At 68.9% G+C, this 14,812-nt stretch carries 15 protein-coding genes; 4 read left to right on the forward strand and 11 right to left on the reverse strand.

Going from position 1 to position 14,812, the window contains the following annotated elements; all coding sequences use genetic code 11:
* Positions 1-6: 6 nt before the first annotated feature.
* From HV701_RS21195 to gtdA, 9 genes are all read right to left on the reverse strand, one after another.
* The gene (locus HV701_RS21195; RefSeq protein WP_175134980.1) at positions 7-1,227 is read right to left on the reverse strand and encodes a 3-hydroxybenzoate 6-monooxygenase; all 1,221 of its coding nucleotides are present in this window, start codon (positions 1,225-1,227) and stop codon (positions 7-9) included.
* A 19-nt stretch (positions 1,228-1,246) separates the two neighbouring features.
* The gene (locus HV701_RS21200) at positions 1,247-2,599 is read right to left on the reverse strand and encodes an FAD-dependent oxidoreductase (protein WP_175134981.1); all 1,353 of its coding nucleotides are present in this window, start codon (positions 2,597-2,599) and stop codon (positions 1,247-1,249) included.
* A 121-nt stretch (positions 2,600-2,720) separates the two neighbouring features.
* On the reverse strand, positions 2,721-3,725 hold the full coding sequence (locus HV701_RS21205; RefSeq protein ID WP_175134982.1) for a Bug family tripartite tricarboxylate transporter substrate binding protein: 1,005 nt from the start codon (positions 3,723-3,725) through the stop codon (positions 2,721-2,723).
* Positions 3,718-4,116 (reverse strand): chorismate mutase, encoded by a 399-nt coding sequence (locus tag HV701_RS21210; protein ID WP_076408546.1) that lies wholly within the window; start codon positions 4,114-4,116, stop codon positions 3,718-3,720. Before HV701_RS21210 ends, HV701_RS21205 begins: the two co-directional genes overlap by 8 nt.
* Positions 4,113-4,751, reverse strand: a complete 639-nt coding sequence (gene maiA, locus HV701_RS21215; RefSeq protein ID WP_175134983.1) for a maleylacetoacetate isomerase — start codon at positions 4,749-4,751, stop codon at positions 4,113-4,115. Before maiA ends, HV701_RS21210 begins: the two co-directional genes overlap by 4 nt.
* Before the next feature lie 49 nt (positions 4,752-4,800).
* Positions 4,801-5,766 (reverse strand): tripartite tricarboxylate transporter substrate binding protein, encoded by a 966-nt coding sequence (locus tag HV701_RS21220; protein ID WP_175134984.1) that lies wholly within the window; start codon positions 5,764-5,766, stop codon positions 4,801-4,803.
* Between the two features lie 92 nt (positions 5,767-5,858).
* Positions 5,859-7,118 (reverse strand): flavin-dependent oxidoreductase, encoded by a 1,260-nt coding sequence (locus HV701_RS21225; RefSeq protein ID WP_175134985.1) that lies wholly within the window; start codon positions 7,116-7,118, stop codon positions 5,859-5,861.
* 2 nt (positions 7,119-7,120) lie between these two features.
* Positions 7,121-7,819 (reverse strand): fumarylacetoacetate hydrolase family protein, encoded by a 699-nt coding sequence (locus HV701_RS21230; RefSeq protein ID WP_175134986.1) that lies wholly within the window; start codon positions 7,817-7,819, stop codon positions 7,121-7,123.
* Positions 7,820-7,877: 58 nt separating this feature from the next.
* A complete protein-coding gene (gene gtdA, locus HV701_RS21235; protein ID WP_175134987.1) occupies positions 7,878-8,930 on the reverse strand; it encodes a gentisate 1,2-dioxygenase in 1,053 nt (350 codons plus the stop codon).
* 168 nt (positions 8,931-9,098) lie between these two features.
* Here gtdA and HV701_RS21240 point away from each other — a divergent pair, with 168 nt between their 5' ends.
* Both HV701_RS21240 and HV701_RS21245 read left to right on the forward strand, forming a co-directional pair.
* Positions 9,099-10,034, forward strand: coding sequence for a LysR substrate-binding domain-containing protein (locus tag HV701_RS21240; RefSeq protein WP_175134988.1), 936 nt, complete (start codon positions 9,099-9,101; stop codon positions 10,032-10,034).
* On the forward strand, positions 10,034-10,600 hold the full coding sequence (locus tag HV701_RS21245) for a hypothetical protein (RefSeq protein WP_175134989.1): 567 nt from the start codon (positions 10,034-10,036) through the stop codon (positions 10,598-10,600). Before HV701_RS21240 ends, HV701_RS21245 begins: the two co-directional genes overlap by 1 nt.
* 44 nt (positions 10,601-10,644) lie before the next feature.
* Here HV701_RS21245 and glpK read toward each other — a convergent pair whose 3' ends face one another.
* Both glpK and HV701_RS21255 read right to left on the reverse strand, forming a co-directional pair.
* Complete coding sequence (gene glpK / locus HV701_RS21250; RefSeq protein WP_175134990.1) at positions 10,645-12,168, reverse strand: glycerol kinase GlpK; 1,524 nt, start codon at positions 12,166-12,168, stop codon at positions 10,645-10,647.
* Positions 12,155-13,609: a DHA2 family efflux MFS transporter permease subunit gene (locus HV701_RS21255; RefSeq protein WP_175134991.1), complete on the reverse strand. Its 1,455-nt coding sequence runs from the start codon at positions 13,607-13,609 to the stop codon at positions 12,155-12,157. Before HV701_RS21255 ends, glpK begins: the two co-directional genes overlap by 14 nt.
* Before the next feature lie 98 nt (positions 13,610-13,707).
* Between HV701_RS21255 and HV701_RS21260 the strand changes: the two genes are divergently transcribed.
* Positions 13,708-13,896 carry a DUF3460 family protein gene (locus tag HV701_RS21260; protein WP_175134992.1) on the forward strand — a complete coding sequence of 63 codons (189 nt, stop codon included), beginning with the start codon at positions 13,708-13,710 and terminating at the stop codon, positions 13,894-13,896.
* Between the two features lie 16 nt (positions 13,897-13,912).
* Positions 13,913-14,803, forward strand: a complete 891-nt coding sequence (locus HV701_RS21265) for a segregation and condensation protein A (RefSeq protein ID WP_175134993.1) — start codon at positions 13,913-13,915, stop codon at positions 14,801-14,803.
* Positions 14,804-14,812: the final 9 nt, after the last annotated feature.

The following is a 14,812-nucleotide window of genomic DNA, read 5'->3' on the forward strand; positions in this document are numbered from 1 at the left end:
TTTTTTCTATGGCTGGATGGGGCCCGCGAGACAGTTCTCCACCTTCCAGCCGTAGAGCCACTGCAACGCGTCGTAGAACTGGGACTGGCCGCGGCCGGTCCACAGCGTGTTGCGCACGGTGCGTTCGACGCCCCGCGCGTGATAGAGGCGGCCCATCTCGCGCGTCGACCAGACCACGCGCGCGCTGCGCGGGATGCGCACCGATTCGTACAGGCGGAAGGCGGCCTGCAGGTCGTGATCGCAGCGCTGAACGGCCTCGCCCAGCGTCACCGCGTCTTCCAGCGCCATGCAGGCGCCCTGGGCCATGTATTGGGTCATGGGGTGGGCGGCATCGCCCAGGATCGTGACGCGGCCCTGGCCCCATTGCTCGACCGGCTCGCGGTCGGCGGTGGCCCAGCGCTTCCAGGACGTGGGGCGGTCCAGCATCTGGTGCGGGCGCGGGTGGATGCCCTGGAAGTACGACAGCACTTCCTCCTTGCTGCCTTCGCGCACGCCCCACTGTTCCTGTTCGCGGCTGTGGAAGGTCACCACCAGGTTGTATTGCTGGCCGCCGCGCAACGGGTAATGCACCAGGTGGCAGTGCGGGCCGGCCCACAGCACCGGCGCGTTGATGCGCAGTTCCTCGGGCATGTTGTCGCGCTCGACCACGGCGCGGTAGACCACGTGACCGGTCACGCGCGGCGGGTCGCCGATCAGGTGCTCGCGGATCACCGACTTGACGCCGTCGGCGCCGACCACGGCGTCGGCCTGGTAGCGGTTGCCGTCGGTGTCGGTGACCTCGACGCGCCTGCCGTCCTGTGAGACCGCGGCGATCTGGGTCGAGGTGCGAAAGCGGATCAGCGGGTTCTGCTGCACGGCTTCCAGAATCGACAGGTGGATGTCGGCGCGGTGGATCACGGCATAGGGGCCGCCGAAGCGCTCGCGGAAGGCGGCGCCGGTGTCGATGCGCACCACTTCGCGCGCGTCGACCGCGTCCATCATGATGATGTGGTCGGTGAACACCGCGCGCTGGCGCGCCGTGGCGCCCACGCCCAGTGCGTCGAGCGCGGCGAAGGCATTGGGGCCGAGCTGGATGCCGGCGCCGATTTCGCCGATGTGCGCGGCCTGTTCCAGCAGTTGCACCGCGATGCCCTGGCGCGTCAGCGCCAGCGCCGCGGCCAGGCCGCCGATGCCGCCGCCCACGACGATGACGGATTGGGGCGGGTTCTTTGCGGGGGTTGCGTTCATTACCGGGTTCCTTGCGGGTTCATTCCTGGTGGCCGAGGAAGGCGCCTTGCCGTTGCAACTGCGCCTGCAGCGCCGCCATCGGCACGTCGGCGGGGGCGTGGCCGTCGCGCAGCGCCATGGCGGCCGCGGTGCCGGCGGCCTCGCCCATGACGAAGCAGCTGCCGCTGACGCGCGCGGCCGACTGGCCCTCGTGGGTCATCGAGGCGCAGCGCCCGGCCACCAGCACGTTGGTGGCGATGCCCGGGCCGCGGCGCGGCACCATCATGCGGAACGGCAACTGGTTGTAGCCGCGCGATTCGGGAATCGGCGGCCACAGCCATTGCACATCGCCGGCGGTGTGCATTTCCAGCGGCCAGCCATTGACGCCGATGCTGTCTTCGAAATCGGCGCAGCCCAGCACGTCTTCCTTGGTGAGCATGGCCTCGCCGACGATGCGGCGGGTTTCGCGGATGCCCAGCTGCGGCGCGATGTCCAGCACATAGGCGTTTTCGAAGCCCGGCACCTTGGCGCGCAGGAACTTCAGGTATTCCGTGATCTGGCGGCGGCCTTCCAGCTCGCCGGCCGAGAGCGAGGCGGCGTCGGTGCCGTCGGCCGCGCTGCCATCGGTGTTGGCCAGTTGCGTCACGTTGACGCGCCATTCGTAGTCATGCTTTTGCGGCCGCACGATGGCGCCGCGCCGCGGAAAGGTGAATTCGCCGCTGGCGGCGGCCTGGTCCATCAGTTGCGGGATGGTCTTCCAGGCTTCCTGGGCGCGGGCGCCGTCGACGTTGCCGACCTTGAACATCAGCGTGGGGTAGAGCATGTGGCCGTGGGCATCGCCTTTCTCGAACGGCAGGCCGCCCCATTGCGCGATGTCGGCATCGCCCGAGCAGTCGATGAAGACCTTGCCGCGCACGGCGCGGCGGCCCGACTTGGTTTCCAGGAACAGCGCATCGACATTGCCGGCGGCATCGCGCGCCACCCCCGTGGCCAGCGCGTGGAACAGGATGTGCGCGCCGCTGTCCTGCACCATACCGTCGGCCGCGCACTTGAAGGCCGAGATGTCATAGGCCTGGGCGTGGATCTTGCCCAGGATCAGGTGCGGGTCGTTCAGCCCGTCCAGCGCGCGCATGCGGTCGAGCAGTTCATCGGTCATGCCGTGCACGACCTGGCGGATGGCGCCGCGCACGTTCGCGTGCAGCCCGCAGAAGTTGGAGACGCCTGCCGCCGTGCCCATGCCGCCGAGAAAGCCATAGCGTTCCACCAGCAGCACGCTGGCGCCGTTGCGGGCAGCGCTGGCGGCGGCCAGGATGCCGGCGGGGCCGCCGCCCAGCACGACGACGTCGTAGTCGCCGTAAAGCGGTACCTGGCGGGCGGCTTCGGTGAGGGTCATGCCTGTCTCCTTGCTTGTCCTGCTTGACTGCGTCATGTGTTGCGAATTGCCGGGCCGGCGGCGGCGCCTTTGCGGAAGCCCCTATCGCCAGCCCCTATTACCGGTCCCATGTACCGGCGGGTCACTGCCCCTTGATGCCGAGCTTGGTGATGAGCGGCTTCCAGCGCTTGAGCTCATCGTCCATGTAGGCGCGGAACTCCGCCGGCGTGCTGCCCACCGGGTCCATGAACTGCGCCTGCAGGCGCTTGGTCACCTCGGGGTCGCGGATCGCCTGGATCAGCGCGTCCGACAGCTTCTTCTGGATGTCGGCGGGCACCTTGGACGAGATCACGAACCCGATCCAGGCCGAGCCCTCGATGCCGGGCACGCCCACTTCAGCCAGCGTGGGAATCTCGGGCAGCAGCGCGGAGCGCTTGGACGAGGTCACGGCCAGCGCCTTCAGGCGGCCGTCCTTGACCATGCTCATGACCGCGATCGGCGGCAGCGCGGCGAACTGCGTGTCGCCCGACAGCAGCGATGTCAGCGCGGCCGGCGACGAGGGATAGGGCACATGCGTGGCGCGCGCGCCGATCTGCTGCAGCATCAGCTCCACCGCCAGGTGCGAGACGGTGCCAGCCCCGGGGGAAGGGAAGTTGTACTTGTCGGGGTTCTTCTTGAGCGCATCGAGCAACTGGCCGATAGTGCTGATGCCGGCGCTGGCCGGTACCACCAGCACGTTGGGCTGGTGCACCGCCAGCGTCAGCGGCGACAGGTCGGTGGCGGGGGCATACGGCAGCTTGTCGAACAGCAGCGTGTTGTTCACCAGCGGACCGGTGATCGATACGCCGAAGGTGTAGCCGTCGGGCTTGGCGTTGGCGATGGCGAAGGTGCCGATGTTGCCGCTGGCGCCCGGCTTGTTTTCCACCACGACGGTCTGGCCGAGAATGGCGCCGGCCTTCTCGCCGACGATGCGCGCGACCTGGTCGGGGCTGGAACCAGGCCCGAACGGCACCAGCGCCTTGAGCGGCTGCGACGGCCAGGCGTCGGCGGCCTGCGCCGCGCCCAATGGCGCCAGCGTGATCAGTCCCAGCGCCAGCGCGCGCGCTGCGACAGCGCGCGTCCGCGCCAGGGTTGAGGATTTATGCATGTTTGTCTCCCGCGATTTTCATATTGTTGAAGTAGGTCTGTTCGTTGGCGATGAAGGCCGCCACCATGGCGCGGTAGGCCGCGTCCACCACCTGGTCCAGGTTCTCGAAGCCCGGGTTGTGACGCTCGGCCAGGCGCCGCACTTTCTCGAAGACCTCGGCCTGGCGCGCCGGCGCGCTGACCTGGAAGGCGTCGCGCTTGAAGCGCGCGGCGTCCTTGACGTACATGGCGCGCTCGGCCATCAGGCGCACGATCTCATCGTCCAGGCGGTCGATGTTGGCGCGCACCTCGGCCAGGTTGGCGCACAGCGGACGGTAGGCCGGATCGGTGTACTCGCGCAGCGGCGCACCCTGGGTGTCGGGCTCCTGGCCCGGAGAAGCTTGCGAAGTCACTTGATGTAGTCCGGTTGGTTGGCGGGCGCGGCCTGCTGGAAGGCGGGCTGCGCGAGGCAGTGTTCATAGACGCCGACCAGGCGCGGGTAGCCGGACAGGTCGCAGCCCATGCGCTGAGCGTTGGCCACCTGCGGCACCAGGCAGCAGTCGGCCAGCGTCGGCGCGTCGCCGCAGCAATAGGGGCCTTGGCCGTGGCGCGCCAGCAGGGCCTCGACCGCGGTCAGGCCCTCGCGGATCCAATGGTGGTACCAGGCGTTCTTCTGCGCATCGGTGGCGCCCAGTGCTTCCTGCAGGTAGCGCAGGATGCGCATGTTGTTGACCGGGTGGATGTCGCAGGCAATGGCATTGGCCAATTCCAGCACCCGGGCGCGTGGGCGCGGCGCGGCCGGAATCAGGCGCGGCTCGGGATGCGTGGCGTCCAGGTAGTCGATGATGGCGAGCGATTGCGTCAGCTGGAAATCGCCGTCCGTCAGCAGCGGCACGCCGGCCGACGGGTTCTGCGCCACGTAGCCGGCGGCGCGCTGCTCCTGCTTGCGCAGGTTGACCGGCACGATGTCGAAGGGCAGGCCCTTGAGCGCCAGCGCGATGCGCACGCGGTACGAGGTGGAGCTGTTGAAGAAGCTGTGCAGTTGCATAGGTTGTTGCGGTTGGGGTCGGTTGCGGTGGGCGAAGTTGGCGGCCGCGTCATTCGGCCGTGATGCCGGTGCGCGTGACGATGTCGTTCCAGCGCTTGGCATCCTTGGCGATCAGCGCGCCGAATTCCGCGGGGGTGGAGGTTGCGGGCACCATGCCTTGCGCGTCGAACGCGGCAGCGGTGGCCGGCGTTTTGAGGATGGCGTTGATCTGCTGGTTCATGCGGTCGACGATAGCGGCGGGCGTACCCTTGGGCGCCAGCACGCCGTACCACATGTCCACGTCCGCGCCTTGCAGGCCGGCCTCGGTCAGCGTGGGCGTGTCGGGCAGCTGCGGCAGGCGCTTGGGGCTGCCGGTGGCGATTACCTTCAGCTTGCCGGCCTTGACCTGCGGCAGCGCCACGTGCACCGGCAGGAACATGTAGTCCAGGCGTCCGCCCAGCATGTCGGTGACGGCGCCGGCGGTGCCCTTGTAGGGCACATGCAGCATGGAGGTGCCGGTACGGTCCAGGAACAGGGCCATGGACAGATGGTGCGGCGTGCCCACGCCCGGCGTGCCGTAGCTGAGCTTTCCCGGCGCGGCGGCGGCCGCGCGGACCACGTCCTGCACGGTACGGGCGGGATTGGACGGGTGCGTGATCAGCAGCAGCGAGCCCCAGGACGTCAGGCCGACCGGGACGAAATCCTGCTGCGGATCGAAGCGCAGCTTGCCTTTGTACAGGCTGCTATTCATGACGAAGGTGTTTACCGTCACCAGGAAGGTATAGCCGTCGGGCGCGGCGCGCGCGACTTTTTCGCTGCCGATGTTGCCGCTGGCCCCCGCCAGGTTCTCCACAACCACGGGTTGGCCCAGCGTGCGCGGCAGCGAGGCCGCCAATTGCCGCGCGATCAGGTCGATGCCGGTGCCCGGCGTGAACGGCACCACCAGCGTGACGGGGCGCTCAGGCCAGGCCGCGTGGCTGGCGGCGGCCGTGAAGGCCAGGGCCGCCGCCATCAGGCCGCGTGCGAACTTGAACATGGTTTGTCTCCTGTCGGGTCGCCGGTCATGCGCCGGCTTGGTGGATATGGCGGCGCGGCCTTTGGGGGCCGCGTCCGCGTGCTGCTCCTGGGCTACACGAAGGACGCGCGCCGCTTCAAGGCGGCCGGGTCGAAACCCGCCACCTGCTTGTAGCGCCGCGAGATTTCTTCCAGTTCCTCGCGCCTGATCACGTCGTCGATCCGCGCATACGGCTTGTCGCCCGAGCGTTCATGTACCTCACGCAGGATGGCATCGGGCGGATTGCTGCGGTTGGTCAACACCACGCGCGTCGTGGCCTCGACCCGAACCCGGTCGTATTGCTGCAACGCCTCGGGCGTGAGGCCCAGGCGCTTGAGCTGGCCGGTCAGGTAACGGGCGTCGATCACGGCCTGTCCCGCACCATTGGAACCGCGCGGCACCATGGGATGGGCGGCGTCGCCCAGCAGGGTCATGCGTCCTTGGGTCCAGGTGGGCAACGGGTCCTGGTCCACCATCGGATACTCCAGGATCGAATCCGCGTCCGCGATCAGGCGCGCGACGTCCAGCCAATCGAAATGCCAGTCGGCGAAGGCGGGGAAGAAGTCCTCCAGCCGGCCGCCTCGGTTCCAGTCGCGCACCGCGGGTTCGGCGGCTTCGATCTCGGCCACCCAGTTCACCAACTGGTTGCCGTCGGCGTCGATGTTGTCGCGGATGGGGTAGATGACCATCTTGCCGGTCGACAGCCAGCCGGCCCGCACCATACTGGCGCCGGACAGGAACGGCTTGCAGCGGGTGGTGCCGCGCCACATGTTCACGCCCGAATAGCGCGGCGCGCCTTCCTGCGGATAGAGCTGCTTGCGCAGCACGGAATGGATGCCATCGCAGCCCACCGCGATGCGGCCGCGTACCGCCGGCAGCGCATTGCCGTCGTTGTCCTGGAAGCGGGCGGTGACACTGTCGGCATCCTGCGTCACGCCGCAGCAGCGGGCGTTGACCACCACGCTGTCATCGCCCAGGCGTTGCCGCACGGCGGCCAGCAGCGTCATCTGCAGGTCGCCCCGGTGGATGGAATATTGCGGCCAGTCGTAGCCGGCATCGATGCCGGCCGGCTCGCTGTAGATGAACTGGCCGTGGCGCGTATAGAACACCGACTCGCGGGTGCGCACGGCGATGGCGTCCAGCGCGGGCAGCAACCCCAGCTCGTCCAGTTCGCGGGTGGCGTGGGGCAGCAGGTTGATGCCCACGCCAAGCGGCCGGATTTCGCGCACGGCTTCGTACACGCGGCAGGCGATGCCCGCCTGGTGCAGGCTCAGGGCCAGCACCAGGCCGCCGACGCCCGCGCCGACGATGATCACATCGGGGTTGTGCGCCATGGTCACTCCATTTTCACGCTGAGCGTGCCAAGGCCGTCCACCCCGCCCAGCATCGTGTCGCCGCGTACCACCGGGCCCACGCCGTCGGGCGTGCCGGTATAGATCAGGTCGCCGGCTTCCAGGCGGAAGTACTTGGACAGGTAGGCGATGGTCTCGGCGACGGACCAGATCAGCTTGCCGATGTCGCTTCGTTGCTTGTCGGCGCCGTTGACCTGCAGCCAGATGCCGGCATGATGGATATCGCCCGCCTGCGCCGCGGGCAACAGCGGGCCGATCGGCGCGCTCTGGTCGAAGGCCTTGCCCAGCTCCCAGGGACGGCCGGCCTCGCGCATCTTCATCTGCAGGTCGCGGCGCGTCATGTCCAGGCCGACGGCATAGCCCCACACGTGTTCCAGCGCGGACTCGACCGCGATATTGGCGCCGCCTTTGCCGATGGCCGCGACCAGCTCGATCTCATAGTGCAGGTTGGCGGTTTCGGGCGGGTAGGGCAGCGAAAGCGTGCTGCCCTCGGCCACCGGCACCACGGCGTCGGCCGGCTTGCAGAAGAAGAACGGCGGCTCGCGGTCGGGATCGAAGCCCATTTCGCGGGCGTGGGCGGCGTAGTTGCGGCCGACGCAATAGACGCGGCGCACGGGAAAGCGGTCCTGGCTGCCGGCGACGGGCACGGCGACAGGGTCGGCGGGAGCAAACACGTAAGACATGAATCAACCTTTGAAGGCGGAACGAAAAGGGGAAGGCAGGCGCGGCGGCCCGCCGGCGTCAGGCGATGCGTTCTTCGCGCCACAGGCCCAGTGCGTCCTGCACCGGGCGGTCGGAATAGCTGAACAGCGTGGCGTCTTCCAGCGCCGCCAGCTGCACCGGCTGCCACGACGGCGCGACGAACACGTCGCGCGGGCCGAAATGGAATTCGGCGTCACCGATGCGGGCGATGCCGCGGCCTTCCACCACGCTGTAGACGGTGGAGTCGGTGCTGCGATAGGCCTTGCCCTGGAAGCCGGCCGGCAGCAACTGCATGAAGGTGGCCATGGTGGGCATGGGGTAGCCGCCCGTGGCCGGGTTCAGGTAGCGCAGCTTGACGCCGTCCCAGGGGTCCAGTTCGCCGTGGCGGTAGAGCGCGTCCAGCGCCTCGCGGCTGCGCTCGTAGGGGTAGTTGAAGATCGGCGAGGTGCCGCTGGCGGCGCGGTGGCGCACTGGCGCCATGTTGTGGCCGTAGCGCGCCATGCTGTCGCCTTCCGGGCGCGTGACCGGCTGGGTGGCGGACGGATAGTTCTCGGCGAAGCCGGCGTCCAGGAAACGCAGCAGGGGAATGTCCAGGCCGTCGAGCCAGACCACCGGTTCGCCGCCTTCGACGGTCTCGGCGTTGCCGTGGTCGTGCCAGGTCCAGGACGGCGTGATGATGAAGTCGCCCGGATGCATGGTGGTGCGCTCGCCGTTGACGGCGGTATAGGCGCCGCTGCCCTCGACGATGAAGCGTAGCGCCGATTGGGTGTGGCGGTGGCTGGGCGCGATCTCGCCGGGCAGGATCAACTGCAGGCCGGCATACAGGCTCTGCGTGATGCTGGCCTGGCCGGGCAGGCCGGGGTTCTCCAGGATCAGCACGCGCCGCACGGCTTCCTCGGCGCTGATGAGCGAGCCGGAGGCCAGCACGTCATCGCGCACCTCATCGTATTTCCAGATGGCCGGCACGCAGCGCGGCGCGGGCTGGCGCGGCACCAGGTTGTGCAGCGATTCCCACAAGGGGGCCATGTGCTTCTGGGCGATGCGCGCGTAATAGGCGGCGCGATCCGCGCCGAGGGGGTGGCCGTCGGGCATGGTTGTCTCCTGGGGCCGGCGTCGGCGCCGGCTTCTGTCGCCCCGTCGCGGCGGGCGCGGCGGGACCTGATATGGAGGCGATTATGCGGAACGAGCTATGTGTTTTGAAATGAAATTATCTTATTATCCATACCAATAACAATATGGATAAGAGACAAGGGGGGCTCCATGGACTGGACTCACCGGTTGCGGCTGCGCAACCTGAAAATGCTGCTCAGCCTGGCCCAGACCCGCAACATCAGCCATTCGGCCGCCATGCTCAACACGACCCAGCCGGGGCTGTCGAAATGGCTGAAGGATCTGGAAGACGACATTGGCCTGCCGCTGTTCGAGCGCCATGCGCGCGGCCTGCGGCCGACGCCGCATGGCGACGTGCTGATCGCGCACGCGCAGCGGGTCGAGGCGCAGCTGGACCGCGCCAGCGCCGACATGGCCGCCTTGCGCGAGGGCGGCGGCGGCCGGGTGGTGATCGGCGCCTCGGGCGCGTCGGCGTCGGACACCGTGCCGCTGGCGGTGATGAAGCTGCTCGAACGCATGCCGCAGGCGCGTGTGAAACTGGTGGAGGGCACCACCGACCGCCTGCTGGCGCAACTGGCGCAGGGCGACCTGGACATCGTGGTGGGCCGCTCGGCGCCCGAGTACCATGATCCGGCCATCCGCTTCGAAGCGCTGTACCTGGAGCCGATCCACCTGGTGGCGCGGCCGCGCCATCCGCTGTTCGCGCTGGAGCAGCCGGGCTGGCCGGATCTGCTGTCGTACCGCTGGATCCTGTGGCCCAAGGGCACGCCGATCCGCAACGCGGTCGACGCCGCGCTGGCCTCGGCCGGGCAGGCGCCGCCGGCCGACCACGTCGAGTCCAATTCGGTCACCATCAACCTCACCTTGATCAACAACAGCGACATGATCGGGGTGGCCTCGCACCGCGCCGCGCTGCGCTTCGCGCAGATGAAGGCGATGCGCATCATCCCGGTGCGGTTGTCGGGCTTCGGCTCGGTGGCCATGTACTGGCGCGAGGACGCGTTCCGGCCGACCGCCGTGCAGGAGGCCATGGCCGCTCTGCGCAAGACGGTGGCCGAACACGCCCCGGGCGTGACGAGGCTGTGATGGCGCCGTCCGGCCCCGGGCTGAATGCGCTGATCGCGCAATGCCGGCGGCTGGAGGCGGCGCTGCGCCAGGATGGCGGCCAGGCGAGCGCGCCGGAAGCGTCCGCGGCCATGCACCGCTTCGTCGCCGCGATGGATGCGCGCGCCGCGCCGCCGGGCCTGTGGTCGCCGCTGGCGCTGGCGGTACTGACGATGGTGGGCGGCATCGGCGTGGGCATCGGCCTGTTGAGCCTGTTGCTGCGCCCGGCGGGGCCGGCGCTGGCCGCCTTCGCGCTGGTGTTGGCCTGCGCCGTGACGGCATTGGTGCTGGCGATCGGCGTGGTGGCCTTCATGAGCGGCCACAGCCTGGGCCTGGTGCTGCTCAAGCGCACGGCGCTGGTGCTGGCGGCGGCGGGCGTGCTGGGCCTGGTCGCCTGGTCGCAGGGCGATATGCGGGCGGTCGGGCCGGTGGTGGCGCTGTTGGGCGGCGCGGGTGCCTGGCTGCTGATGAACAGCAATGCGTTCTATGTGTTCGCCGGTTACCGCATGGCGTTGCGGGCGATGCAGGCGCGGGCGCGGCGGCCCTGAGTGGCCGGCCGGCGCGCCTCGGTGGCGCGCCGGATGGCGGCCATTTACCTGGCGGAGTTGGCCCAGCCCTTGGACAATTCCACCGCCTGGCGCCAGCGCTGCATGCGGGCCTGGCGCACCGATTCCGGCCAGGCCGGCTCGAAGGTGCGCTCGGCCTGCCACTTGGAGGCGAATTCGTCCTGGCTGGACCAGAAGCCGACCGCCAGGCCCGCCAGTCCGGCCGCGCCCAGCGCGGTCGATTCGGCCACCCGCGGCCGCACCACCGGCACGCCCAGCAGGTCGGCCTGCATCTGCATCAGCAGATCGTTGCGGGCCGCGCCGCCGTCCACCCGCAGCTCGGTCAGGGCGATGCCGCTGTCGCCATTCATGCAGCTCAGCAGTTCGGCGCTTTGCAGCGCAATCGATTCGAGCGTGGCGCGGGCGATGTGGGCGCGGGTGGTGCCGCGCGTCAGGCCCACCAGCGTGCCGCGGGCGTAGGGATCCCAGTGCGGCGCGCCCAGGCCGGCGAAGGCCGGCACCATGAACACGTCGTCGGTGTCGGCCACGCTGGCGGCCAGCGATTCGATTTCCTCGGAGCGCTGGATGATGCCCAGGCCATCGCGCAGCCATTGCACCGCGGCGCCGGCCACGAACACGCCGCCTTCCAGCATGTAGGCCGGGCGCCAGCCGTCCTGGCCCGCCACCGGCAGGCCCCAGCCGACGGTCGACAGCAGGTGGTTGCGCGACTGCACCGGCTTGTCGCCCACGTTCATCAGCATGAAGCAGCCGGTGCCATAGGTGTTCTTGGCCATGCCGGGTTTGAAGCAGGCCTGGCCGAAGGTGGCGGCCTGCTGGTCGCCGGCCACGCCGGCGATGGGGATCGAGCCGCCCAGCCATTCGGGCAGGGCTTCGCCCACCACCGCGCTGCTGGCGGCGATCGACGGCAGCACGCTGCGCGGAATCTTCAGCAGCGCCAGGATCTCGTCGTTCCAGTCCTGCGTGTGCAGGTCGAACAGCATGGTGCGCGAGGCGTTGCTGGGGTCGGTGCTGTGCACCGCGCCGCCGGTCAGTTGCCAGATCAGCCAGGTGTCGACGGTGCCGAAGGCCAGTTCGCCGCGCTCGGCCTTCTGGCGCGCGCCCGGCACATGATCCAGCAGCCAGGCCAGCTTGGTGCCGGAGAAGTAGGCGTCCAGTACCAGCCCGGTGCGCGATTGCAGGAAATCGGCGTGGCCGTCCTGGCGCAACTGGTCGCACATGGGGGCGGTGCGGCGGTCCTGCCAGACGATGGCGCGGGCCAGCGGGCGGCCGCTGGCGCGGTCCCAGATCAGAGTGGTTTCGCGCTGGTTGGTGATACCGATGGCGGCCACGTCGGCGGCGCTGGCGGCGGCATTGCGCAAGGCCTCGCGCGCCACGTCGAGCTGGCTGTGCCAGATCTCGCCGGGGTCGTGTTCGACCCAGCCCGGCCGCGGGTAGTGCTGGCGGAATTCACGTTGGCCGATGCCGCGCACCACGCCGTCGCGGTCGAACACGATGGCGCGGGAGCTGGTCGTGCCCTGGTCCAGGGCCAGGATAAATTCATTCGTCGTCACTGTTTTTGGCGCCGTTCAGGTGTGCCCCGGCCAGCGGGTCGAGGCGTCTAAAGGAAAAGACCGAGGCCGCGCACAGCAGGCCGATGACGATGAAGCCGGCGATCACGTCGCCCACCGCCAGCGTGTCGGCCCCGCGCAGGGTCATGCTGATGTTCAGCGTCACCGCCGCCACGCCCACGCCCAGGCTGATGCCCAGTTGCTGCGCCATGGCGGCGAAGCTGCTGGCGCGGCTCATTCTGGCCGAGGGGATGTCGGCATAGGTTAGCGTATTTACGCCGGTGAACTGCAGCGAGCGAAAGAAACCGCCCACCAGCAGGATGGCGATCATCAGCCAGACCGGGGTGGTGGGCGTGAAGGTGGCGCAGATCACGATGAAGGCGCCGGTCAGCACCGCGTTCACGGTCAGCACGCGGCGAAAGCCGAAGTGCCTGACGATGGGCGTGGCGACGAATTTCATCAGCAGCGCGCCGGCGGCGCTGGCGAAGGTGATCAGGCCGGCCGAGAACGGCGACAGGCCGAAGCCCACTTGCAGCAGCATGGCCAGCAGGAAGGGCGTGGCGCCCACGGCGAAGCGGCACAGGTTGCCGCCGAGCGTCGAGATGGCGAAGGTCGGAATGCGCATCAGCGCCAGGTCGATGATGGGATGCTCGGTGCGGCGCGCATGCCGGCCATAGAGCAGGCCACAGGCGATGCCCACGGCGATCAGGCCCAGCAGCAGCGGCAGCGGCATGACGTCGCGGCCGATGGCCTCGAAGCCGCTGACCAGGGTCGCCAGGCACACCGCGCTGAGCAGGAAACCGATCCAGTCCAGGCGCGGCGCGGCGGCTTCCTTGATTTCCGCCACGTAGCGCAGCACCAGCACGATGCCGAGCACGCCGATGGGGATGTTGATCAGGAAGATCCAGTGCCACGACATGTACGTGACCATGAAGCCGCCCAGCGGCGGCCCGATCACCGGCCCCAGCAGCGCCGGGATCGACAGGAACGACATGGCCTTGAGCAGGTCCTGCTTGGGCACGGTGCGCAGCAGGATGATGCGGCCGACCGGCACCATCATGGCGCCGGCCATGCCCTGCACCACCCGGGCGATGACCAGCTGTGGCAGGTCCTGCGACAGGGCGCAGGCCACGGAACTCAGGGTGAACAGGCCGATGGCGGCGATGAAGACGCGGCGCGCGCCGTAGCGGTCGGCGGCCCAGCCGCTGACCGGCACGAACACGGCCACCGACAGCAGGTAGGCGGTGATGGCGACGTTCAGCCGCACCGGGGTCGATCCCAGGGCCCGCGCCATGGCCGGCAGGGCGGTGGCGACCACGGTGGCGTCCAGCATCTGCATGAATAGCGCGCAGCCGACGATGAAGGGAATCATGCGCGCCGCGCGTACCGCGTCCGGGGTTGAAGGAGGAGCGGGATTGGCTGCGGCTGCGGATTCGGCGGACATGGCGGAGGCGGGCGGTGGGACCCGGAAGATTGTAACGCCGGGCCCCGGGCCGGCGTGCAGTAAACTCCGGGTATCCGAAACCCACTGAAATTGGTGCCATGGCAACCAACTACGAATCCGAGATCACCCAGTTCCTGAAAGACTACAAGCAGTCGCATCCTGGCACCGAAGAGCGCCAGCGCGAAGGCCGCGCCCGTCTCTGGGACAAGCCGCAGGACCCGGAACTGCTGGAAGGCTTCCGCGCGGCCCGCGTGCCGCAAAGGCCGTACGTGTATCAGGCCGACTGATACCGTTGCGGCAGCCATGGCCCACAACCCCTCCGTCCCGGGCGATGCCCTGGCCGCGCTAGTGGAACCCTCCGTCGACAGCACGCCGGATACCGTCGACAGCGTCGCCTTCGCGCGCCTGTACGGCGAGCCGCTGTTCCAGATGCCGACGGACCTGTACATTCCGCCGGACGCGCTGGAGGTGTTCCTGGAGGCCTTCGAGGGGCCGCTGGACCTGCTGCTCTACCTGATCCGCAAGCAGAACTTCAATGTGCTGGACATCCCGATGGCGGATGTCACGCGCCAGTACCTGTCGTATGTGGAACAGATCCGCATCCACAACCTGGAACTGGCCGCCGAGTACCTGCTGATGGCGGCCATGCTGATCGAGATCAAGTCGCGCATGCTGCTGCCGGTCAAGAAGACCGACACCGGCGAAGAGCCCGAGGACCCGCGCGCCGAACTGGTGCGCCGCCTGCTCGAATACGAACAGATGAAGCTGGCCGCGCAGAAGCTCGACGCCTTGCCGCAGCTGGGCCGCGACTTCGTCACCAGCCATGCGGTCGCCGACCTGAGCGTCGAGCGCATGCTGCCCGAGGTCAGCGTCGACGACCTGCGCGCCGCGTGGGCCGACATCATGAAGCGGGCCAAGCTCAACCAGCACCATCACATCACGCGCGAACAGCTGTCGGTGCGCGACCACATGACGCACATCCTGCGGCGCCTGAACGACGTGCGCTTCATGGAGTTCGGCGACCTGTTCATGGAACGGGTGCGCGAAGGCGCGCCGGCCGCGGTGGTGGTGGTGCATTTCATCGCCATGCTGGAACTGGCGCGCGAGTCGCTGCTGGAAATCACCCAGGCCGAGCCGTACGCGCCCATCTACGTGCGCCTGGCCTATACCAGCGTCGCGGCGGTCGCCGCCTGATCCGATTCC

The organism is Achromobacter pulmonis, assembly GCF_902859765.1.
GTDB classification, from domain to species: Bacteria; Pseudomonadota; Gammaproteobacteria; order Burkholderiales; family Burkholderiaceae_B; genus Achromobacter; species Achromobacter pulmonis.